This window comes from Gluconobacter sp. Dm-73, assembly GCF_018256215.1.
Classification (GTDB): Bacteria; Pseudomonadota; Alphaproteobacteria; order Acetobacterales; family Acetobacteraceae; genus Gluconobacter; species Gluconobacter cadivus.
The window spans coordinates 113763-133254 of record NZ_JAERLW010000009.1 but is presented as its reverse complement, the minus strand read 5'-3'; the positions used below and the strand labels follow the sequence as shown (position 1 = coordinate 133254).

At 61.3% G+C, this 19492-nt stretch carries 16 protein-coding genes and 1 tRNA gene; 14 read left to right on the top strand and 3 right to left on the bottom strand.

Going from position 1 to position 19492, the window contains the following annotated elements:
• Positions 1–88 precede the first annotated feature (88 nt).
• Positions 89–1390, top strand: a complete 1302-nt coding sequence (gene rho, locus JK176_RS10965) for a transcription termination factor Rho (protein ID WP_099285917.1) — start codon at positions 89–91, stop codon at positions 1388–1390.
• A 91-nt stretch (positions 1391–1481) separates the two neighbouring features.
• Here the strand turns inward: rho and JK176_RS10960 are convergent, their stop codons facing one another.
• Positions 1482–1928 (bottom strand): methylated-DNA--[protein]-cysteine S-methyltransferase, encoded by a 447-nt coding sequence (locus JK176_RS10960; RefSeq protein ID WP_086647993.1) that lies wholly within the window; start codon positions 1926–1928, stop codon positions 1482–1484.
• A gap of 464 nt (positions 1929–2392) precedes the next feature.
• Between JK176_RS10960 and JK176_RS10955 the strand changes: the two genes are divergently transcribed.
• From JK176_RS10955 to JK176_RS10920, 8 genes are all read left to right on the top strand, one after another.
• Complete coding sequence (locus JK176_RS10955; protein ID WP_211587891.1) at positions 2393–4666, top strand: PQQ-dependent dehydrogenase, methanol/ethanol family; 2274 nt, start codon at positions 2393–2395, stop codon at positions 4664–4666.
• A gap of 34 nt (positions 4667–4700) precedes the next feature.
• Positions 4701–6137: a cytochrome c gene (locus JK176_RS10950; protein ID WP_211574810.1), complete on the top strand. Its 1437-nt coding sequence runs from the start codon at positions 4701–4703 to the stop codon at positions 6135–6137.
• Between the two features lie 133 nt (positions 6138–6270).
• Entirely contained in the window at positions 6271–7575 is a 1305-nt protein-coding gene (gene mnmE, locus JK176_RS10945; RefSeq protein ID WP_211587890.1) for a tRNA uridine-5-carboxymethylaminomethyl(34) synthesis GTPase MnmE, read from the top strand.
• Positions 7576–7578: 3 nt separating this feature from the next.
• Positions 7579–9435 carry a tRNA uridine-5-carboxymethylaminomethyl(34) synthesis enzyme MnmG gene (mnmG, locus tag JK176_RS10940; protein WP_211587888.1) on the top strand — a complete coding sequence of 619 codons (1857 nt, stop codon included), beginning with the start codon at positions 7579–7581 and terminating at the stop codon, positions 9433–9435.
• Positions 9432–10013, top strand: coding sequence for a 16S rRNA (guanine(527)-N(7))-methyltransferase RsmG (gene rsmG / locus JK176_RS10935; RefSeq protein ID WP_211587886.1), 582 nt, complete (start codon positions 9432–9434; stop codon positions 10011–10013). The genes mnmG and rsmG overlap by 4 nt, the downstream gene beginning before the upstream one ends.
• Complete coding sequence (locus JK176_RS10930; protein WP_099285923.1) at positions 10003–10806, top strand: ParA family protein; 804 nt, start codon at positions 10003–10005, stop codon at positions 10804–10806. Before rsmG ends, JK176_RS10930 begins: the two co-directional genes overlap by 11 nt.
• A gap of 6 nt (positions 10807–10812) precedes the next feature.
• Positions 10813–11688 (top strand): ParB/RepB/Spo0J family partition protein, encoded by an 876-nt coding sequence (locus tag JK176_RS10925; protein ID WP_211587884.1) that lies wholly within the window; start codon positions 10813–10815, stop codon positions 11686–11688.
• 118 nt (positions 11689–11806) lie between these two features.
• Positions 11807–11882 (top strand) — tRNA-Lys (locus tag JK176_RS10920).
• Positions 11883–11991: 109 nt separating this feature from the next.
• Here JK176_RS10920 and JK176_RS10915 read toward each other — a convergent pair.
• Both JK176_RS10915 and JK176_RS10910 read right to left on the bottom strand, forming a co-directional pair.
• A complete protein-coding gene (locus JK176_RS10915; protein WP_211587882.1) occupies positions 11992–12678 on the bottom strand; it encodes a histidine phosphatase family protein in 687 nt (228 codons plus the stop codon).
• A complete protein-coding gene (locus JK176_RS10910; protein WP_211587880.1) occupies positions 12675–14723 on the bottom strand; it encodes a hypothetical protein in 2049 nt (682 codons plus the stop codon). The genes JK176_RS10915 and JK176_RS10910 overlap by 4 nt, the downstream gene beginning before the upstream one ends.
• Before the next feature lie 197 nt (positions 14724–14920).
• On the opposite strand from JK176_RS10910, the gene rfbB reads away from it, so the two are divergent.
• From rfbB to JK176_RS10885, 5 genes are all read left to right on the top strand, one after another.
• Positions 14921–15976 carry a dTDP-glucose 4,6-dehydratase gene (gene rfbB, locus JK176_RS10905; protein WP_211587878.1) on the top strand — a complete coding sequence of 352 codons (1056 nt, stop codon included), beginning with the start codon at positions 14921–14923 and terminating at the stop codon, positions 15974–15976.
• A 20-nt stretch (positions 15977–15996) separates the two neighbouring features.
• Complete coding sequence (rfbA, locus tag JK176_RS10900) at positions 15997–16863, top strand: glucose-1-phosphate thymidylyltransferase RfbA (protein WP_194261305.1); 867 nt, start codon at positions 15997–15999, stop codon at positions 16861–16863.
• A gap of 79 nt (positions 16864–16942) precedes the next feature.
• Positions 16943–17506 carry a dTDP-4-dehydrorhamnose 3,5-epimerase gene (gene rfbC / locus JK176_RS10895; RefSeq protein ID WP_194260985.1) on the top strand — a complete coding sequence of 188 codons (564 nt, stop codon included), beginning with the start codon at positions 16943–16945 and terminating at the stop codon, positions 17504–17506.
• An 8-nt stretch (positions 17507–17514) separates the two neighbouring features.
• Positions 17515–18405: a dTDP-4-dehydrorhamnose reductase gene (gene rfbD, locus JK176_RS10890; RefSeq protein WP_211587913.1), complete on the top strand. Its 891-nt coding sequence runs from the start codon at positions 17515–17517 to the stop codon at positions 18403–18405.
• A 108-nt stretch (positions 18406–18513) separates the two neighbouring features.
• Complete coding sequence (locus tag JK176_RS10885) at positions 18514–19470, top strand: glycosyltransferase (protein ID WP_211587877.1); 957 nt, start codon at positions 18514–18516, stop codon at positions 19468–19470.
• The last annotated feature ends 22 nt before the right edge of the window (positions 19471–19492 follow it).

The window sequence follows — 19492 nt, the reverse complement described above, 5'->3', positions numbered from 1 at the left end:
TCCCGTACAGTAGCTCCGCCTTCTGTACGGTCGCGCATTCCTCCCCCTATCAGGTCTGCCACTACCGGCACATCAAGGCGCGTCTTTCATGCATCTTGCCGAACTCAAGAAAAAATCCCCAGCCGACCTTCTGGATTACGCAGAGGAACTGGAGATCGAGAACGTCTCGTCCATGCGCAAGCAGGACATCATGTTCGCCATCCTCAAAGCCCTTGCCGAGCGCGATCAGGCGATCTACGGCGAAGGCACGCTCGAAATCCTGCCGGACGGCTTCGGTTTCCTGCGCAGCCCGGAAGCCAACTATCTTCCCGGCCCCGACGACATCTACATCTCCCCCACGCAGGTCCGCCGCTTCGGCCTGCGCCCGGGCGACACGGTTGAAGGTCAGATCCGCGCCCCGCGCGACGGTGAGCGCTATTTCGCGCTGCTGAAGGTCAACACCATCAATTTCGAGGCCCCGGAAACCGTCCGGACCCGCATCAACTTCGACAACCTCACGCCGCTCTACCCCGAGCGTCGCCTGAAGATGGAAGTCGAACAGTCCGAAGCCGCTATCACGGAATCTTCTCCGCGCAGCAAGGGCAAGAAAGACCAGCGCGACTACACCCCGCGCGTGATCGACCTCGTGACGCCGATCGGCATGGGTCAGCGCGCCCTGATCGTCGCCCCGCCCCGCACCGGCAAGACCGTGATGCTCCAGAGCATCGCCGCCTCCATCTCCGCCAACCACCCCGAAGTGTTCCTGATCGTCCTGCTGATCGACGAACGTCCGGAAGAAGTGACGGACATGGCCCGTTCGGTCCGCGGCGAAGTCGTCTCCTCCACCTTCGACGAACCGGCAACCCGCCACGTCCAGGTAACGGAAATGGTGCTGGAAAAGGCCAAGCGCCTCGTCGAGCACAAGCGCGACGTGGTCATCCTGCTGGACTCCATCACCCGTCTCGCCCGCGCCTACAACACCGTCGTCCCCTCCTCGGGCAAGGTGCTGACCGGCGGTGTGGACGCCAACGCCCTGCAGCGCCCCAAGCGCTTCTTCGGCGCCGCGCGTAATATCGAGGAAGGTGGCTCGCTGACGATCATCGCAACAGCCCTGATCGACACAGGCTCGCGAATGGACGAAGTGATCTTCGAAGAGTTCAAGGGCACCGGCAACGCCGAACTCATTCTGGACCGCAAGCTCGCCGACAAGCGCACCTTCCCCGCCATCGACATCACCAAGTCGGGCACGCGTAAGGAAGAACTGCTGGTCGATCGCGCCGAACTGTCCAAGATGTGGGTCCTGCGCCGCATCCTCGCCCCGATGGGCACGATGGACGCCATGGACTTCCTGCTGGACAAGCTCAAATACAGCAAATCCAATCAGGACTTCTTCGACGCCATGAACAACTGATCCCGAATCAGCATGGCCGACATGAAAAAGGGGAGCTCCGGCTCCCCTTTTTTGTTGTCCGGTCTATCGGAATGACGGGAAAGCCTGTCTGTTACAGCACACCTTCCAGATGCAGCATGGCATGCTTGTCCGCGATGCCTCCCAGTCCCGAATATCCGCCAAGCCCCGCCCGACCGACAACACGGTGACAGGGGATCAAGATCGGAATCGGATTCGCTCCAACCGCTCCGCCAACCGACCGCGCAGACCCACCGACCTCGGCCGCGATATCCGCATAAGTCCGCGTCTTGCCGTAAGGAATCCGGCGCAACGCGTCCCAGACCTTCTGGCGGTATGGAGTCCCGTAAGGACGATAGGGCAACGTGTCGAAATCGACCGATTCCCCATCAAAATAGCGCTCCAAAAGGTCGCGGGCCTTCAGAAGAAGTGGAGTCTCCTCCTGATCGCGCCCCCAACCCCAGTCCAGAGCGACGATCTGGCCCTCATCTTCACTGATGGTAAGGGCCCCGAAAGGTGAGTGGCAGGATAGCTGTGGCATGAACGACACGGTGCCCGAGCGGCTCAAAACCGTCAATCCGGCAGTGTTGCCATTGAGACCGATGCTTTTTAGCCATGCGATTGACGCATATCGCTTAGCCTCAATATGCAAAATAAACATATTGTACCGCTTCAGTAGGCTTTCCAGCAATACTCTGTAATGTGTTGGAAAACTGCCCTTTTTTGTATCAGAAACGCGACAGGACGTTATCCGGAACGCCTGTGTAATCATTCCCTGAGCCACATCATAGCCCGTTTCAGGATCATCCTGCCCCACCCCTCACGGAAACGTCAGAAGCCGTGTTTGTCTTAAACAATAAAATAGGGTCAGTAAGTTCTCATGCTGGCGGTGTCTGGTACTGATCGTTGGATTGAGAGGACAGGATTTTCCCCTGCCCCTTTCAAGACTGCATAGGTCCAGAATATCACAGCGGAAACAGTCTTTACAAAAAGGACAGTTGGATCATGACTTCTGGTCTACTGACGCCGATCAAGGTTACGAAAAAGCGCCTTCTCAGCTGCGCAGCCGTACTGGCACTCTCAGCTGCTGTTCCCGTCGCTTTTGCGCAGGAAGATACGGGCTCAGCAATTACAAGTGCCGATAACGGCGGCAATGTCGGAAACTGGATGTCCTACGGGCGCTCCTATTCCGAGCAGCGCTTCAGCCCGCTCGACCAGATCAACAAGGACAATGTCGGCCAGCTAAAGCTCGCCTGGCACTACGATCTGGATACGAACCGCGGTCAGGAAGGCACGCCTCTGGTCGTGAACGGCGTCATGTACGCCACGACCAACTGGAGCAAGATGAAGGCGCTGGATGCAGCGACCGGCAAGCTCCTGTGGGCCTACGATCCCAAGGTTCCGGGCAACATCGCCGATCGCGGCTGCTGTGACTCCGTCAACCGCGGTGCTGCCTACTGGAACGGCAAAGTCTATTTCGGCACGTTCGACGGACGTCTGATCGCACTGGATGCCAAGACCGGCAAGCTGGTCTGGAGCGTCTACACGATCCCCAAGGAAGCCCAGCTCGGCCACCAGCGCTCCTATACGGTTGACGGCGCACCGCGCATCGCCAAGGGCCGTGTCATCATCGGCAACGGCGGCGCCGAATTCGGTGCCCGTGGCTTCGTGACGGCCTATGACGCCGAAACCGGCAAGATGGACTGGCGCTTCTTCACGGTTCCGAACCCCGACAACAAGCCCGACGGCGCAGCCTCCGACGACATTCTGATGTCCAAGGCCTATCCGACCTGGGGCAAGGGCGGAGCCTGGAAGCAGCAGGGCGGCGGCGGTACCGTCTGGGATTCGCTGGTCTATGACCCGGTGACGGACCTCGTCTATCTCGGCGTCGGCAACGGCTCGCCCTGGAACTACAAGTTCCGCTCCGAAGGCAAGGGCGACAACCTCTTCCTCGGCAGCATCGTCGCGATCAACCCGGATACCGGCAAGTACGTCTGGCACTTCCAGGAAACGCCGATGGACCAGTGGGATTACACCTCGGTCCAGCAGATCATGACGCTCGACATGCCGGTCAACGGCGAAATGCGCCACGTGATCGTCCATGCCCCGAAGAACGGCTTCTTCTACATCATCGATGCGAAGACCGGAAAATTCATCTCGGGCAAGCCCTACACCTACGAAAACTGGGCCAATGGTCTGGACCCCATCACGGGCCGTCCGAACTATGTGCCTGACGCTCTGTGGACGCTGACGGGCAAGGCCTGGTACGGTATTCCGGGCGATCTGGGTGGCCATAACTTCGCCTCCATGGCCTACAGCCCACAGACGAAGCTGGTCTACATCCCGGCACAGCAGGTTCCGTTCCTCTACGATCCGCAGAAGGGTGGCTTCAAGGCCCACCACGACAGCTGGAATCTCGGACTGGACATGAACAAGATCGGCCTGTTCGACGACGCCGATCCGCAGCACAAAGCCGATAAAGCGCAGTTCCTGAAGGATCTGAAGGGCTGGATTCTGGCCTGGGATCCGGCAAAGCAGCAGGCAGCCTTCACGGTTGACCACAAGGGTCCGTGGAACGGTGGTCTGCTCGCAACCGGTGGCGGCCTGCTCTTCCAGGGTCTCGCAACCGGCGATTTCCATGCCTACGATGCTACGAACGGCAAGGATCTCTTCAGCTTCCCGGCACAGAGCGCCATCATCGCGCCTCCCATCACCTACACCGCCAACGGCAAGCAATATGTTGCGGTGGAAGTGGGCTGGGGCGGCATCTATCCGTTCTTCCTCGGTGGCGTGGCCCGGACATCCGGCTGGACCGTCAACCATTCCCGCGTGATCGCTTTCGCGCTGGACGGCAAGGACGCACTGCCGCCGAAGAACGAACTCGGCTTCCTGCCGGTCAAGCCGCCTGAGAAGTGGGATGAAGCCCGTACGAAGAACGGCTATTTCCAGTTCCAGACGTATTGCGCCGCCTGCCATGGCGATAACGGCATCTCGGGTGGCGTTCTGCCTGACCTGCGCTGGTCCGGTGCGATCCGCGGACAGGAGAAGTTCTACAAGCTCGTCGCCAAGGGGGCTCTGACCGCCTACGGCATGGATCGCTTCGACACGTCCATGTCCCCGGCCGAGATTGAAGACATCCGCAACTATCTCGTGAAGCGGTCCAACGAGTCCTATGAGGACGAAGTGAAAGCCCGCGACAACAAGCAGGGCGTCCCCAACGACCAGTTCCTCAACGTACCCCAGGGTCCGGTTGAGCCTGCAACGGCGGACCATCCGTAACGGGCAACCGTTACGGTAAAAGGAGGCACGTGACATGCTCAATGCATCAATTCGCGACAGGCTGGTATCTGAGATGAAACAGGGATGGAAATTCGCGGCCGCAATCGGCCTCATGGCGGTGTCGTTCGGCGCCGCCCATGCCCAGGACGCTGATGAAGCCCTGATCAAGCGTGGCGAATATGTCGCCCGCCTGTCAGACTGCATCGCCTGCCATACGGCTCTGCACGGACAGCCCTATGCGGGCGGTCTGGAAATCAAGAGCCCGATCGGCACGATCTATTCGACCAACATCACGCCGGACCCGGAACACGGGATCGGCAGCTACACCCTTGAGGACTTCACGAAGGCCATCCGCAAGGGCATCCGCAAGGATGGTGCAACGCTTTACCCGGCAATGCCCTATCCTGAATTCGCGCGTCTGTCCGACGACGACATCCGCTCGATGTATGCCTACTTCATGCATGGCGTGAAGCCGGTCGCCCTTGCCAACAAGGCACCGGACATCAGCTGGCCGCTCTCCATGCGCTGGCCGCTGGCCCTGTGGCGCGCCATGTTCGTTCCGAGCATGACGCCGGGTGAAGACAAGAGCATCAGTGATCCGGAAGTCGCACGCGGCGAATACCTCGTCGACGGACCGGGCCATTGCGGCGAATGTCATACCCCCCGCGGCTTCGCAATGCAGCTCAAGGCTTACGGAACGAGCGGCGGCAACGTCTATCTGTCCGGCGGTGCACCGATCGACAACTGGATCGCCCCGAGCCTGCGCAGCAACAGCGATACGGGTCTGGGTCGCTGGTCTGAAGATGACATCGTCACCTTCCTCAAGAGCGGCCGTATCGACCACTCCGCCGTCTTCGGTGGCATGGCCGACGTGGTGGCCTACAGCACGCAGCATTGGACAGACGACGACCTGCGCGCCACGGCCAAGTACCTGAAGAGCATGCCGGCCGTTCCGGAAGGCAATAACCTCGGCCAGGATGACGGTCAGACGACCGCCCTGCTGGACAAGGGTGCTCAGGGCAACGCCGGTGCGGAAGTTTATCTGCACAACTGTGCCCTCTGCCATATGAACGACGGTACGGGCGTCAACCGCATGTTCCCGCCGCTGGCTGGCAACCCGGTTGTCCTGACGGATGATCCGACGTCGCTCGCCAATGTCGTGGCCTTCGGTGGCATCCTGCCCCCGACCAACACGGCACCGTCCGCCATCGCCATGCCCGGCTTCAAGAACCACCTCACCGACCAGCAAATGGCCGATGTCGTGAACTTCATGCGCAAAGGCTGGGGCAACAAGGCACCGGGAACCGTATCCGCTGCTGATATGCAGAAGCTGCGTACGACCGGAGCACCGGTCTCAACGGCTGGCTGGAACGTCTCCAGCAGGGGCTGGATGGCCTACATGCCGCAGCCTTACGGCGAAGGCTGGACCTTCTCTCCGCAGACCCACACGGGCGTGGACAACGCACAGTAAGCGTTTCCCACTCTCTGACAGTCTGAATAAAAGGGGCGGATCGGAAACGATCCGCCCTTTTTTCATGCTCGCACGCCCATCATTGCAAGCTAACCATTTTCACCACGGGGCCTCCTGCACTACATAGAACCCCATGACGCGCTCCTCCCGCCCGGACCACACCCCGCAGGTCATTTTCGCACTGGCAACCGGTCCCTCCCGCGCCGCCATCGCGATCATGCGCGCCAGCGGCCCCGGCAGCGATACGATCCTGCGCGCGCTGTGCAACGGACATCTCCCCGAACCCCGCCGTGCAAGCCTGCGCACCCTGCGCCATAACGAAGAGGTGCTCGACCATGCCGTCGCCCTCTGGCTCCCCGGCCCGAACTCCTACACAGGCGAAGACGGCTTCGAACTGCATCTCCATGCCGGTCCCGCCATCATCGCCCGCGTCGCCGACGCCCTGACCGATCTGGGCGGCCGCCCTGCCGAACCGGGCGAGTTCACCCGCCGCGCCGTTCAGAAAGGACGGCTGGACCTGCTTCAGGCCGAAGCCATCGCCGACCTCGTGGATTCTGAAACTGAAAGCCAGCGCAAACAGGCCCTGCGTCAGGCCGACGGCGCCCTGAGCCGCCTGTACGACGACTGGGCACAGCGCCTGCGCCTCGTCCTCGCCCATCAGGAAGCGCTGATTGACTTCCCGGACGAAGACCTCCCTCAGGACGTGGAAGACGGACTGGTCGAGGAACTCTCGAAGCTCCACACCGAAATGTCCGCCCATCTTCAGGACAATCGCGGCGAACTTCTGCGTCGGGGCCTGACCGTCGTGATCGCGGGCTCACCGAACGTCGGAAAATCCAGCCTTCTCAATGCGTTATCCGGAACAGATGCGGCAATCGTCACCCATCGTGCAGGCACGACCCGCGATGCCATCGCACTCGACTGGATTCTGGGCGGTGTCCGCCTCCGTCTGATCGACACGGCGGGCCTGCGGGAGACGGAAGACGAAATCGAAGCAGAAGGCATCCGCCGCGCATTGTTTCACGTGAAACAGGCGGATGTCGTACTGCATCTGATCGGCCCCGATGAGAGCTTTGAAACTCTCTCTGGACAGGAAATTCCCATCCGGACGAAAATCGACATCGCACCAGCCCCGTCCGGCATGTTAGGGATCAGCACGCAGTCCGGCGAAGGACTTGATGCGCTGCGTCAGGTTCTGTCCGAACGGGTGTCCGCTCTCATGGCCGGTTCGGCCGCGCCTCCTCTGACCCGTGCCAGACACCGCACCGGAATCCAAGAGGCCGCAACCCATCTGGACCACGCCCGGACCGCGACATGGCCGGAACTGCGGGGCGAGGAACTCCGGCTGTCCATGCTGGCTCTCGGGCGTCTGACCGGACGTGTAGATGTTGAATCCCTGCTCGATGCGATTTTCGGGCAGTTCTGTATCGGGAAGTAGGTTGTGAGCGATTTCGATGTCATCGTGATCGGCGGCGGTCATGCCGGATGTGAAGCTGCAGCGGCATCGGCCCGTTTCGGCGCGCGCACCCTGCTGCTCACCCATCGGCTGGAAACGATCGGCGCTATGTCCTGCAACCCCGCCATCGGCGGGATCGGCAAAGGCCATCTTGTGCGCGAAATCGACGCGCTCGACGGCCTGATGGGCAAAGCCGCAGACCGCGCAGGCATCCACTTCAAACTGCTCAACCGCTCCAAAGGGCCGGCCGTTCACGGCCCCCGCGCACAGGCCGACCGTTCGCTCTATCGCGCCGCCATTCAGGATCTGCTCGCCGCCACCCCCAATCTGACGATCCGTGAAGGCGCAGTCGGAGACCTGATCGAAGAGAACGGCGGCATCACCGGCGTCATCTGCGAAGACGGTCGCGAGTTCCGTTGCGGCGCAGTTGTCCTGACCGCCGGAACCTTCCTGCGCGGCGTCATCCATGTCGGCCACACCCAAACGGAGGCCGGACGCATCGGCGAGGCTCCGGCCAAGCGTCTGGGCGAACGGCTTTATGCGCTCGGCCTCCAGATGGGCCGCCTCAAGACCGGCACACCGCCACGTCTAGCCAAAGACAGCATCGACTGGGAAAACCTCCCGGCCGATCCCGGCGATGCCGAGCCCGAAGCCTTCAGCCCTATGACGACGGCCATCACCAACCCGCAAGTCGTCTGCCGCATTACCCAGACTACCGCCGAGACCCACAGGATCATCAACGAGAACCTGCACCGCTCGGCCATGTATGGCGGCGCCATCGCCGGACGCGGCCCACGCTACTGCCCGTCCATCGAAGACAAGGTCGTCCGCTTCGCCGACCGCAGTTCGCATCAGGTCTTTCTGGAGCCCGAGGCCCTGCCCGGCAATCCAGGCGGCGATCTGGTCTATCCCAACGGCATCAGCACCAGCCTGCCCGCCGACGTGCAAGCCGCCATGATCGCCACCATGCCCGGCCTGGAAAACGCCCGCATCGTCACCGCAGGCTATGCCGTCGAATATGATTACGTGGACCCTCGCGAGCTTCTGCCGTCCCTGCAACTGCGTCGCCTGCCGGGCCTGTATCTGGCCGGACAGATCAACGGCACGACCGGCTATGAAGAAGCAGGCGCACAGGGCCTCCTCGCAGGACTGAACGCCGCCCGCGCCACGGCTGGAAACGAGGCCCTCACGCTGGATCGCAGCGACGCCTATCTCGGCGTCATGATCGACGACCTGACGCTGCACGGCATCAGCGAACCCTATCGCATGTTCACATCCCGCGCCGAGTATCGTCTCACCCTGCGCGCGGATAATGCCGACCTACGCCTGACGCCCAAAGGAATCGCCGCAGGCTGCGTCCTGCCCGAACGCGAAACGGCTTTCACCGCCCAGAAAGCCGAACTCGACGCCGCCATGGCCCGCGCCGCCGAAACAAGCTTCCTGCCGCAGGCCCTCCGCGACGTCGGTTTCGAAGTCTCTCTGGATGGCCGCCGACGCACGGTTCTGGACGTCCTCGCCAGCAACGGCGACCACACGATCCTGAACGCGCTGGCCCCGTGGTTCGCCGAACTTCCTCTGCGTGTGCGCCGTCATGTCGAGACCGAAGCCCGCTATGGCGGCTATCTTCACCGGCAGGATCGTGAAATTCGACAGCTCTCATCGGAAAGTGCCATCGCCCTTCCGGCCGATCTGGATTACACTGCCATCGGCGGCCTGAGCAGCGAAATGCGCGAGCGTTTTTCCCAGGCCCGCCCGACCAGTTTCGCCGCAGCACAGCGCGTGCGCGGGGTCACACCTGCCGCGCTGGTCGCCCTGCTGGCCCATGTAAGGACCCTGTCATGACCACCGTTTCACGTGAAACACACGAAAGGCTGGAGCGCTTCGCCGACCTGCTCGTGCAGTGGAACGCGAAAATCAATCTCGTCAGCCCGCGTGACATTGCCCAGCTCTGGCCTCGTCATATCGAGGACAGCCTCCAGCTTGCCGAACTGATCCCCGAAGGGGCCACCATCACCGATCTGGGTTCGGGCGGCGGTTTTCCGGGCATCATTCTGGCCATCGCCACAGGCAACCCGGTCACGTTGATCGAATCGGACCAGCGCAAATGCGCCTTCCTGCGGGAAGCCGGACGCATCTGCGACGCGAAGGTCACGGTCATTGCCAAGCGTATCGAAGCCGCTAGCCCCCCTCCGGCCGACATCATCACGGCCCGGGCGCTGGCCCCCCTCAACAGGCTCCTCGACTGGGCGCGGCCATTGCTGAAAGAAGACGGGTTCTGCCTGTTTCTGAAAGGTCAGAAGGCGCAGGCCGAGTTGACCGAGGCCAACGCCGACTGGCACATGAGCCACACCATTGTTCCCAGCCGCACCGACCCCGGCGGAGCCATCATCAAGGTCAGTGATTTCAAGCGTGTCGTCTAAAACCGAATCCCCCACCACCCGGATCATTGCCGTCACCAACCAGAAGGGAGGCGTCGGCAAGACCACCACCACCATCAATCTGGCCGCAGGCCTCGCCCGTCAGGGACAGCGCGTCCTGCTCGTGGATCTGGACCCGCAGGGCAACGCCTCCACCGGCTTGGGCATCGACTACGACCAGCGCAACACCGGCACCTATGCCGCACTGATGGTCGAAGCCGAACCCCACGCCCTGCCCCAGCCGACCGCGTTCGAGAATCTCTCGATCATCACGGCCAACAACGAACTGGCTGGCGCAGAGCTTGAAATGATCGGGGACGAGCGCCGCGAATACCGTCTGCGCGACGCCCTGCATGCGCTTGAAGGCGATTACGACACGATCCTGATCGACTGTCCGCCAAGCCTCGGCCTGCTGACTCTCAACGCGCTGGTCGCGTCCGACAGCGTGATCGTGCCGCTGCAATGCGAGTTCTTTGCGCTCGAAGGCATCAGCCAGCTCGTCCGCACCATCGACCGCGTCCGCCGCGCCTTTAACGCAGACCTGCATCTCGAAGGCATCATCCTGACGATGTACGACCGGCGCAACAACCTGTCCGAACTTGTGGCGCAGGATGCGCGCGGCTTCTTCGGCGATCAGGTGTTCGAGACAATTATTCCGCGCAACATCCGTATTTCCGAAGCCCAGAGCCATGGCAGTCCGGTGCTGGATTACGACGCCCGCTCCACGGGCGCCATCGCCTATCTGGCGCTGGCGGACGAGTTAATCAAACGCAACAAGAATAAGACAAAGGCGTAACCGGCGATGGCCAAAAAGGACAGTTCCCCGCGTCTTGGTCGCGGCCTCGCAGCCCTTCTGGGTGATCAGGCGCCGCAACTGGCCCGCGCCACACGCGCAAACGCCACACCACAACAACATTCATCCCTGCCCGTGGATATTCTGGCCCCAAGCCCCTTCCAGCCGCGACAGGACATGAACCCCGAGCGCCTGTCCGAACTGGCCGATTCGATTCGCTCACGCGGCGTCCTGCAACCCCTGCTTGTCCGCCCCGATCCGGAAAAGCCGGGTCATTACCAGATCATCGCCGGTGAACGCCGCTGGCGCGCCTCACAACTCGCAGGCCTGCACAGCGTCCCCGTCCATATCCGCGAACTGGACGACACGGACGCGATGGCGGCCGCTCTGGTCGAAAACCTCCAGCGCGCGGATCTCAACCCGATTGAAGAAGCCGAAGGCCTGCAACGCCTCGTTACGGACTACACCCTGACGCAGGAAGAACTGGCCGGTGCCGTCGGCAAGTCCCGCCCACACATCACCAACACCATGCGCCTGCTGAACCTGCCGCCGGAAGTCCGCGCGCATGTCCGTAACGGCGCCCTCACAGCCGGTCACGCCCGCGCCCTGCTCACCCATCCCGATCCGGTCGCTGCCGCCAAACTCGTCATCGCCCGCGGCCTGAACGTCCGCCAGACGGAAGCCCTCACCAGCGGCAAAGAGACCACGACCCCGGCCAAAAAATCGCGGGACGCGGAAATTCTCCAGATCGAAAACGATCTCTCCTCCCGCCTCGGCCTGAAAGTCCATATTTCCTATAACGGCAAAAAAGGCGGCTCCCTGAAGATCGACTATACGTCTCTGGAGCAGTTCGAAAGCGTCATGCGCCTCCTCAACCGCAAATAAGACACTGAAAAATAAGGTTTTTCTTCTTTTTCAGACCAGACGCGAAGAAAAGAAGAAAAACCTCTTGCAGCCTCCCGCCGAATCCCGCTATAAGCCGCTCCACCGGTAGACGGGCCATGGGCACATAGCTCAGTTGGTAGAGCAGCTGACTCTTAATCAGCGGGTCCAAGGTTCGAGCCCTTGTGTGCCCACCATGCCCGTCTCCGGTTATTTCCCAAAAATTCTATCTTGATCTGCTAAAGCCCGCTCCGGGTCTTTTCGCATGTCTGGACAGCCCCTGAAATCCAGAGACTGCCCCACAGTTCAGCCCCGGAAATCAGGCAGTTCGTTGACCGTCACGACACGCCACAGGCAGTCGATACGCTCCAGAATGGTGATGGACAGGTTCTGGATCGAAAACCGCAGCGCCGTATCGGGATGCACGCCCAGCGCATGCGCCAGAGCCGCGCGGATGGCCCCCCCATGACTGACGACAACCATGTCCTCGCCTTCATGCGCATTCGCCAGATCCTCCAGACCATGCGCCACACGCGCACAGACATCCAGCATGCTCTCGCCGCCCGGCGGCAGTTCACAGGCAGAAATGGACCAGAACGGATTGGGCGGCAGACGCAGCAGAGACATGAACTCCGTATGCGGCGTTCCATGCCATTCCCCGATCGACTGCTCGATGAAACGGCCGTCAATCGTCACATCCTGCGAGAATGCTCCCGCCTTACGGATTTCGCTCGCCGTGTCGCGTGCGCGCTGGAGCGGTGAACTGTACCACAGCGCATCAATCGGCAGACGTCGCGCCAGCGTGGCATAGCCCCCCAGCTGGCTTGCCATTGCTTCCCGGCACAGCGGCACATCGAGCGCCCCATACATCGTCTTGCGCGCACTGGCTTCCACGACCGCGTGGCGAATCATCCAGAACCGGGTAACGCCCTTCGGCAGTTCCGGCGTATCGAGAAAATGCCCGTGCGGGACCGCTTTATCTGTCTGGGTCATGCTAATGGGGCGTAACGGGGGACAGGGTTCGCGTCCAGCAGAACATCCCAGTGTTTCAGGATCAGTTCCAGTTTTCCAAGCACCCGGCGCGCATCCATGCATTCGCGCTGCAAGCGGCGCTCCTCGTCCAGCCCTTCATGCGACGGCTCTCCCGAAACCAGCCGCGCGCCCGCACACAAACGCAGCGCCCCCGCCGGTCCATCCAGCATCGGATGCGGCACCGGGACGGGCTGCCCCAGAACACAGAGCAGACTGCCCTCCCCTTCCGTCACCCAGGGCGACAGATCCGCATTCAGCCAGCGATGCAGCCGTCGCGCATCTTCCAGCGCAAGGGGCTGGCCGGGCGCATGCGGGTCCTCCACCAGAAACGACAGGATGGTCGGAACGGCATCCCAGCGCCCGTCATCAAAAGGCGTGCCCATGGGCAGCATGGTCAGGACAGGACGGGCCCGCACCATGGCAACGGCCTCCGTCATGAACCGCGTCAGACGACTGCGAATGACCGGATCGGGCAGCGCAAACAGCGCGTCCATTTCGGCCAGCGCCGCATACCAACGCAGGGCCAGCCCGATATTGTGACCGTTATTGAGCGCCGACGCATCCGCGCCTTCCGGCCACTCATCGCGGTTGCCATAAGCCCGCAATCCCTTCGGAAGCGACAGGGACGGTAAACGGTTGCGAATTTCAGGAGGGAGAAGAATGGCCCCACAGAAAGGTGGGCCCGTAAAGAACTTGGAGCCGGTCACCATGACGATGATCCCCCGCTCCACCCAGCCCGCCACCCGCGACGGACTCAGTCGCGCCTGACAGACATCGATAACGACGCTGAGCTGATCGCCCAGCTCGGTACACAATTCCCAGACAAGATCCATGTCCGGTGCCGCAAGCCCGGTCTTGGACTGATCCAGCCGATGCAGCAGCACATGACGCCCTTCAGCCGCTTCGCGTCGCACAAGAGCCGCACATTGCGCATTGATCTCCGCAACAGGCCGCGCCGTCCCGTCAGCCGCACGGATATCAACACCGATCAGCCGCGTTTCCGGAGAAAACCCTTCGATCACCTCGCCCTTGCCCACCAGCGTGGAGCACGCACTGTCCGTCGCAAAATGTCGACCGCAAGCCGCCAGAGGCACCCCGCTGCCCGTTTCATCCGGGGCCAGAAGAATGGACGTCACCGGACGCTGCGTTCCCGCCGCCACAAGCGCCAGAACCGCCAGTTCACAGTCCGTCCCGGATGCCGACAGCAGAACCGCATCCTCCGGCAGACCATAATGAGCCCCGATCGCCGCACGAGCCCGGCGCACGACACCTTCCTGAACCAGATCCGGGTCCTGCTTGGCAAGCAGCGCACTCATCATGGTGCGTCGAGCGGATTCAGCCCCTCCAAAACCGCGTTCGGACAGCGAAGACGCCGTCGATGAACCAAAAGTGATCGCCCAGGGCCGAGGACGATGGGAGCTGGAATACCGGTTCAACCCGGTATGCGGATCAACGGCCAGCCGGGAATCCCCGCCCCCGCTCATCAGGCTCTCGGCGGGTGCCAGAACGGGCCACAACCGGGTCAGAACCCCTTGCAGACGCTCGGCTTCAGACTGTGTGAAAGGCGGCATATCCGGCAGAAACGCGCTCAGCGTCTCCCAGCTCTGAAAAAGGGCCGGAGCGTAAGGCACATCGCCCGCAAACACGGCCAACCAGGCCGGAAGCGGCGCAACATCACCAGTATCCAACGCATGAAACAACGCCGCCACGCGCGCCGCGGCAAAGCTGGCCAGAAACGGATTGGCGCCCGGCTCCAGCAACCGCATAAGTTCAATCGCATGGCGCAGGAAAGTCGGCGCAAGGCGCGGGGCCTCAAGACATAGTCCGCCGAGCTTGAGCGTCGCCGTATGCAGGCAGAAAGCCTGCCCCGGCACCAGCTCTCCCTCGATCCGGAACGGAAGCGGCAGTGACACATCCAGAATCGGAACCAGCCCATCCGCAATCACCCGCAGATCGGGCCGCTCCAGAACATCCGTCAAAGAGCGTGTCAAAGTATCAGCCAGCATGCCTGCCTCTCCTGCCTCCGCACGACTGTGGGATTAGCCCATCAGCCCGGCCAGCGCGAGAGGCGAAAACAGTCCGTGAAAATCATCTTCATGATTTTACAGAAGCTCCCGCAGCGTTATTTGCGCTGTTCCAACAACACTGTAAGATCAAATGACTCTGCAGGGGTCCAGACCCTGATTTTAACCAAGAGGTTCAAATGCGGATTTTGCTGACAGGCGGTTGCGGCTTCATAGGATCGGCCGTTATACGCCATCTGATCCGGAACACGGACCACTCGGTCCTGAATGTTGACTGCATGACTTATGCAGCCTCGGAAGACACCATCAGCGAAGTCACAGGCGACCCCCGCTACTCCCATGCGCGTGCGAACATCGTGAACGGTGTGGAAATGCAGCGCCTGTTCGAGGAATATCGCCCCGACGCCGTCATGCATCTCGCGGCGGAAAGCCATGTGGACCGCTCAATCGACGGCCCCGGCATTTTTATCCAGACGAACGTCGTCGGCACCTACTCCCTCCTCGAAGCGGCTCGCAAATACTGGAACACGCTGGGAGACGCTGAAAAGAAGGCCTTCCGCGTCCACCATATTTCCACGGACGAAGTCTTCGGCCATCTGGAGCCAAACGATCCGCCGTTTACGGAAACAACCCCTTACGATCCCCGCAGCCCGTATTCGGCCTCCAAGGCGTCGTCCGACCATCTGGTCCGCGCCTGGTTCCATACCTACGGCCTGCCGACCTTCGTCACCAACACCACCAACAATTACGGCATCTGGCATTTCCCGGAAAAGCTGATCCCGCTGGTCACGATCAATGCGATCGAAGGCCGCGACCTTCCGGTTTACGGCAAAGGCGAAAACGTCCGTGACTGGCTGTTTGTCGAAGACCACGCCGAAGCTCTGGTCAAGGCGGTCGAAACCGGCAAACCGGGCGAAACCTATGCCATCGGCGCCCGCCAGCCCCGCACGAATCTTGAAGTCGTCAAGAAGATCTGCGCCATCCTCGATGAGCTTCAGCCGGACCCGGCTGGCCCGCGCGAACGCCTGATCCGCTTCGTCACCGACCGCCCCGGCCATGATTTCCGCTACGAAATCGACCCGTCCCACGCCGAGAAGGAACTCGACTGGAAAGCGACGCACGATTTCGAAAGCGGCATCCGCAAGACGGTCCAGTGGTATCTCGACAACCGCGCCTGGTGGGAAGGTATCCGCTCCAAGCGCTACACAGGCCAGAGACTGGGAGCCAGCAAGTGAGCACCATCGAGACCAAGCCCATGAAGGGCATCATCCTCGCCGGCGGTTCGGGCACACGCCTGTATCCGATGACGATGGCAGCCTCCAAGCAGCTGCTGCCGGTCTATGACAAACCGATGATCTACTATCCCCTTTCCACGCTGATGCTGGCGGGAATCCGGGACATCATGATCATCACGACGCCCCATGACATGCCCCAGTTCCAGCGTCTTCTAGGCGACGGCTCGCAGTTCGGCGTGACTTTCGAATATCGCGTCCAGCCCTCCCCGGACGGTCTGGCACAGGCCTTCCTGATCGCCGAAGACTGGATTCAGGGTGCACCCTGCGCGCTGGCGCTGGGCGACAACCTGATTTTCTCCGAACATCTCGGCGTCCTGCTGCGCGCAGCCTCCAACCGCCCCGAAGGTGCCACCGTCTTCGCCTATCAGGTCCGCGATCCGGAGCGTTACGGCGTGGTCTCCTTCGACGAGAGCGGCCTAGCCCTCAAGGTCGAGGAAAAGCCGACCCATCCAGACTCCAACTGGGCCATCACCGGGCTGTATTTCTACGATCACCGCGTCGTGGACTTCGCCAAAAAAGTGAAGCCCAGCCCCCGGGGCGAACTGGAAATCACCGACCTCAACCGCATGTATCTTGAAGAAGGTACGCTTCAGGTGGACCGTCTGGGCCGCGGCTGCGCCTGGCTTGACGCCGGTATGCCCGACAGTCTGATGCAGGCCGGAACCTTCGTGCAGACCATTCAGTCCCGCCAAGGCATGCTGGTCGGCTCTCCTGCCGAGGTCGCCTTTCGCAACAAGTTCATCAATGCCGATCAGCTGCGCGATCATGCCAAGAAAATGGGCAAAACCGAACTGGGCCGCCTGCTTCTGGAACTGGCCAACAGCTGATTTTGTTCCCAGGGTTCCTGGTCCGCTGAAATACGCGGCCGGAACCCTTTTTTAGAAATTTTCACGGCAGGATTTCAGCATGAAGGTCGAACGTCTTTCCATTCCAGAGGTCATTCTCGTTACGCCTCCCCGTTTTGGTGACAATCGCGGCTTCTTCTCCGAGACCTACAATGTTGATCGTATGAACGACGCTGGCATTACCCTGCCCTTCGTTCAGGACAACCAGAGCCTGTCGCGCCAGAAAGGCGTCGTCCGTGGCCTGCACTGCCAGCTGGCCCCCTATGCGCAGGGCAAACTGGTGCGCGTCACACGCGGCGCCATCTGGGACGTCGCCGTCGATGTCCGCACAGGATCGCCAACCTACGGCCAATGGGCAGCCGCTGAACTGTCTGCTGAAAACTGGTCGCAGCTCTGGGTACCGCCTGGCTTCCTGCACGGTTTCGTCACGCTCGAGGAAAATACGGAAGTCCAGTACAAATGCACTGCACTCTACAGCAAGGCGTCAGAACGGGCGGTCATCTGGAACTGCCCGGAACTGAAGATCGACTGGCCCGTTTCCGAAGCTGATGCCGTCCTGTCCGACAAGGATCTGGTCGCACCGCATTTCTCGGAATCCAAAGGCTGGTTCCAGTACGAAAAGTGAGCATGACCATGCCCGGCACAGGTCCCATTCTCGTCACAGGCGGCAACGGTCAGCTTGCCACGTCCCTCCAAACGCTCGGCAATGACCGCGTCATCCGTATCGGACGGCCGGAATTTGATTTCGACCACCCGGAAACGATCCCCGCCGCCGTTGAAAAATACAAACCTTCCGTCGTCGTGAACGCTGCCGCCTGGACGGCTGTCGATCTGGCCGAAACGGACAAAGAGGGCGCTGCCCGCGCCAATAATTCCGGCCCGGCGGCACTCGCTGCCGCCTGTGCACAGGCAGACATTCCGTTCATCCACGTCTCGACGGACTATGTTTTCTCCGGCAACAAGGGCACGCCCTACACCGAAGACGACGCCACCTCTCCCGAGACGGTCTACGGCAGCACCAAAGCCGAAGGCGAACAGGCCGTCCTGACCGCGAACATCAAAAGCATCATCCTGCGCACGTCATGGGTCTATTCGGCCCATGGTAAAAATTTCGTCCGCACCATGATCAATGCGGGCGCCAAAAACCCCGTGCTCAAGGTCGTAGGAGACCAGAGCGGCAATCCGACCAGTTCAGACGATCTGGCCGAAGCCATTCTCGCCATCATCGCTCTGATCGAGCGGGATGGCTGGAAACCGCAGTACAAGGGCATTTTCCATGCCAGCGGCTCCGGCGAAACCACATGGTACGGCCTTGCCGTCGCTGCTCTGGAAGAAGCTGCGAAACATGGCCAGACCATGCCGCAGGTCAACGCCATCCGCACCGAAGAATGGCCTACCCCAGCCAAGCGTCCGCAGGACTCCCGGATGGACAATAACAAGCTCCATCGCGTTTTCGGCGTAAAGATGCCAGACTGGCGCGACAGCGTGACGCGTATCGTTCACAAGCTGTTTTCTGAAGCCTGACCGACTGTTGCCCTCTCCCGGCAGGGGGCAACTGCCTGTCTCTCTCTGGCGTTGCGTTCGAATGATTCCCTTTCTCCATCTTTCGGCCTTAAGCCCGGGTGCCGAAACATGACACAGAAAAGGGCCGAACCTTCCCGCCACGTCGCCATCCTCCTGTCATTATATAACGGTGCCGCTTATCTGGACGCGCAACTCGCCAGCATCCTGGCCCAGACCCATACGGACTGGACCCTGTACTGGCGCGACGATGCCTCCACTGACGGCTCCAAAAGCCAGATGCGCGCTTTTGCAGAAGGTCCCGGACGGGGACGATGCGTCGAAATCGCAAACCGGCATGAACGCCTTGGTGTCGCCGGGTCCTATGCCCATCTGCTCGACATCGTGGCAGACACACCCTATGTCGCCTTCGCCGATCAGGACGACATCTGGGAACACCAGAAACTCGGATGGGCCGTGAAAGAAATCGAAGACGCGACCCGCCGACACCCGAACGGAACACCACTCCTGTATTGTGCCCGGCAATATCTGACGAATGCCAATCTCACCATTCTCCAGAAATCCCCGACCCTGCGACGCAAACCCGACTTCCCGGCCTCCCTGACACAGAACATCGCAACAGGGCATACGGTTCTGCTGAACGCCGCAACACACAGGCTGCTGCGAAACAACTCTCCGCCGCCGTCGATCCTGCATGACTGGTGGGCCTATCTCCTGACAGCCGCCGCAGGCGGCGAGATCATTTTCGACAACCGTTGCGTCAGCTACTACCGGCAGCACGCCCAGAATACGGTCGGTGCAACCGGCTCTTTCATCAGACGTGCCGTGGCAGCCTGCCGCCGCGGCCCCAAGGCCTTCATGACGATCTTCCACACCAACGTGACACATCTGCTGGACCAGCCGGAAAACCTGTCTCCCCCAGCCCTGCGTCTTCTGCAGGATCTCGCGGCGGCACAAACATTCCCTGCGCGCCTGAGCCTGCTGTTCAGATACCAGAACCTCAAACGCCAGAGATTTTCCGAGAATGTTGTCTTCCGGCTCTGGTATCTATTTGCAGACCAGGAATGATTGAAACTCAACCAACACGACA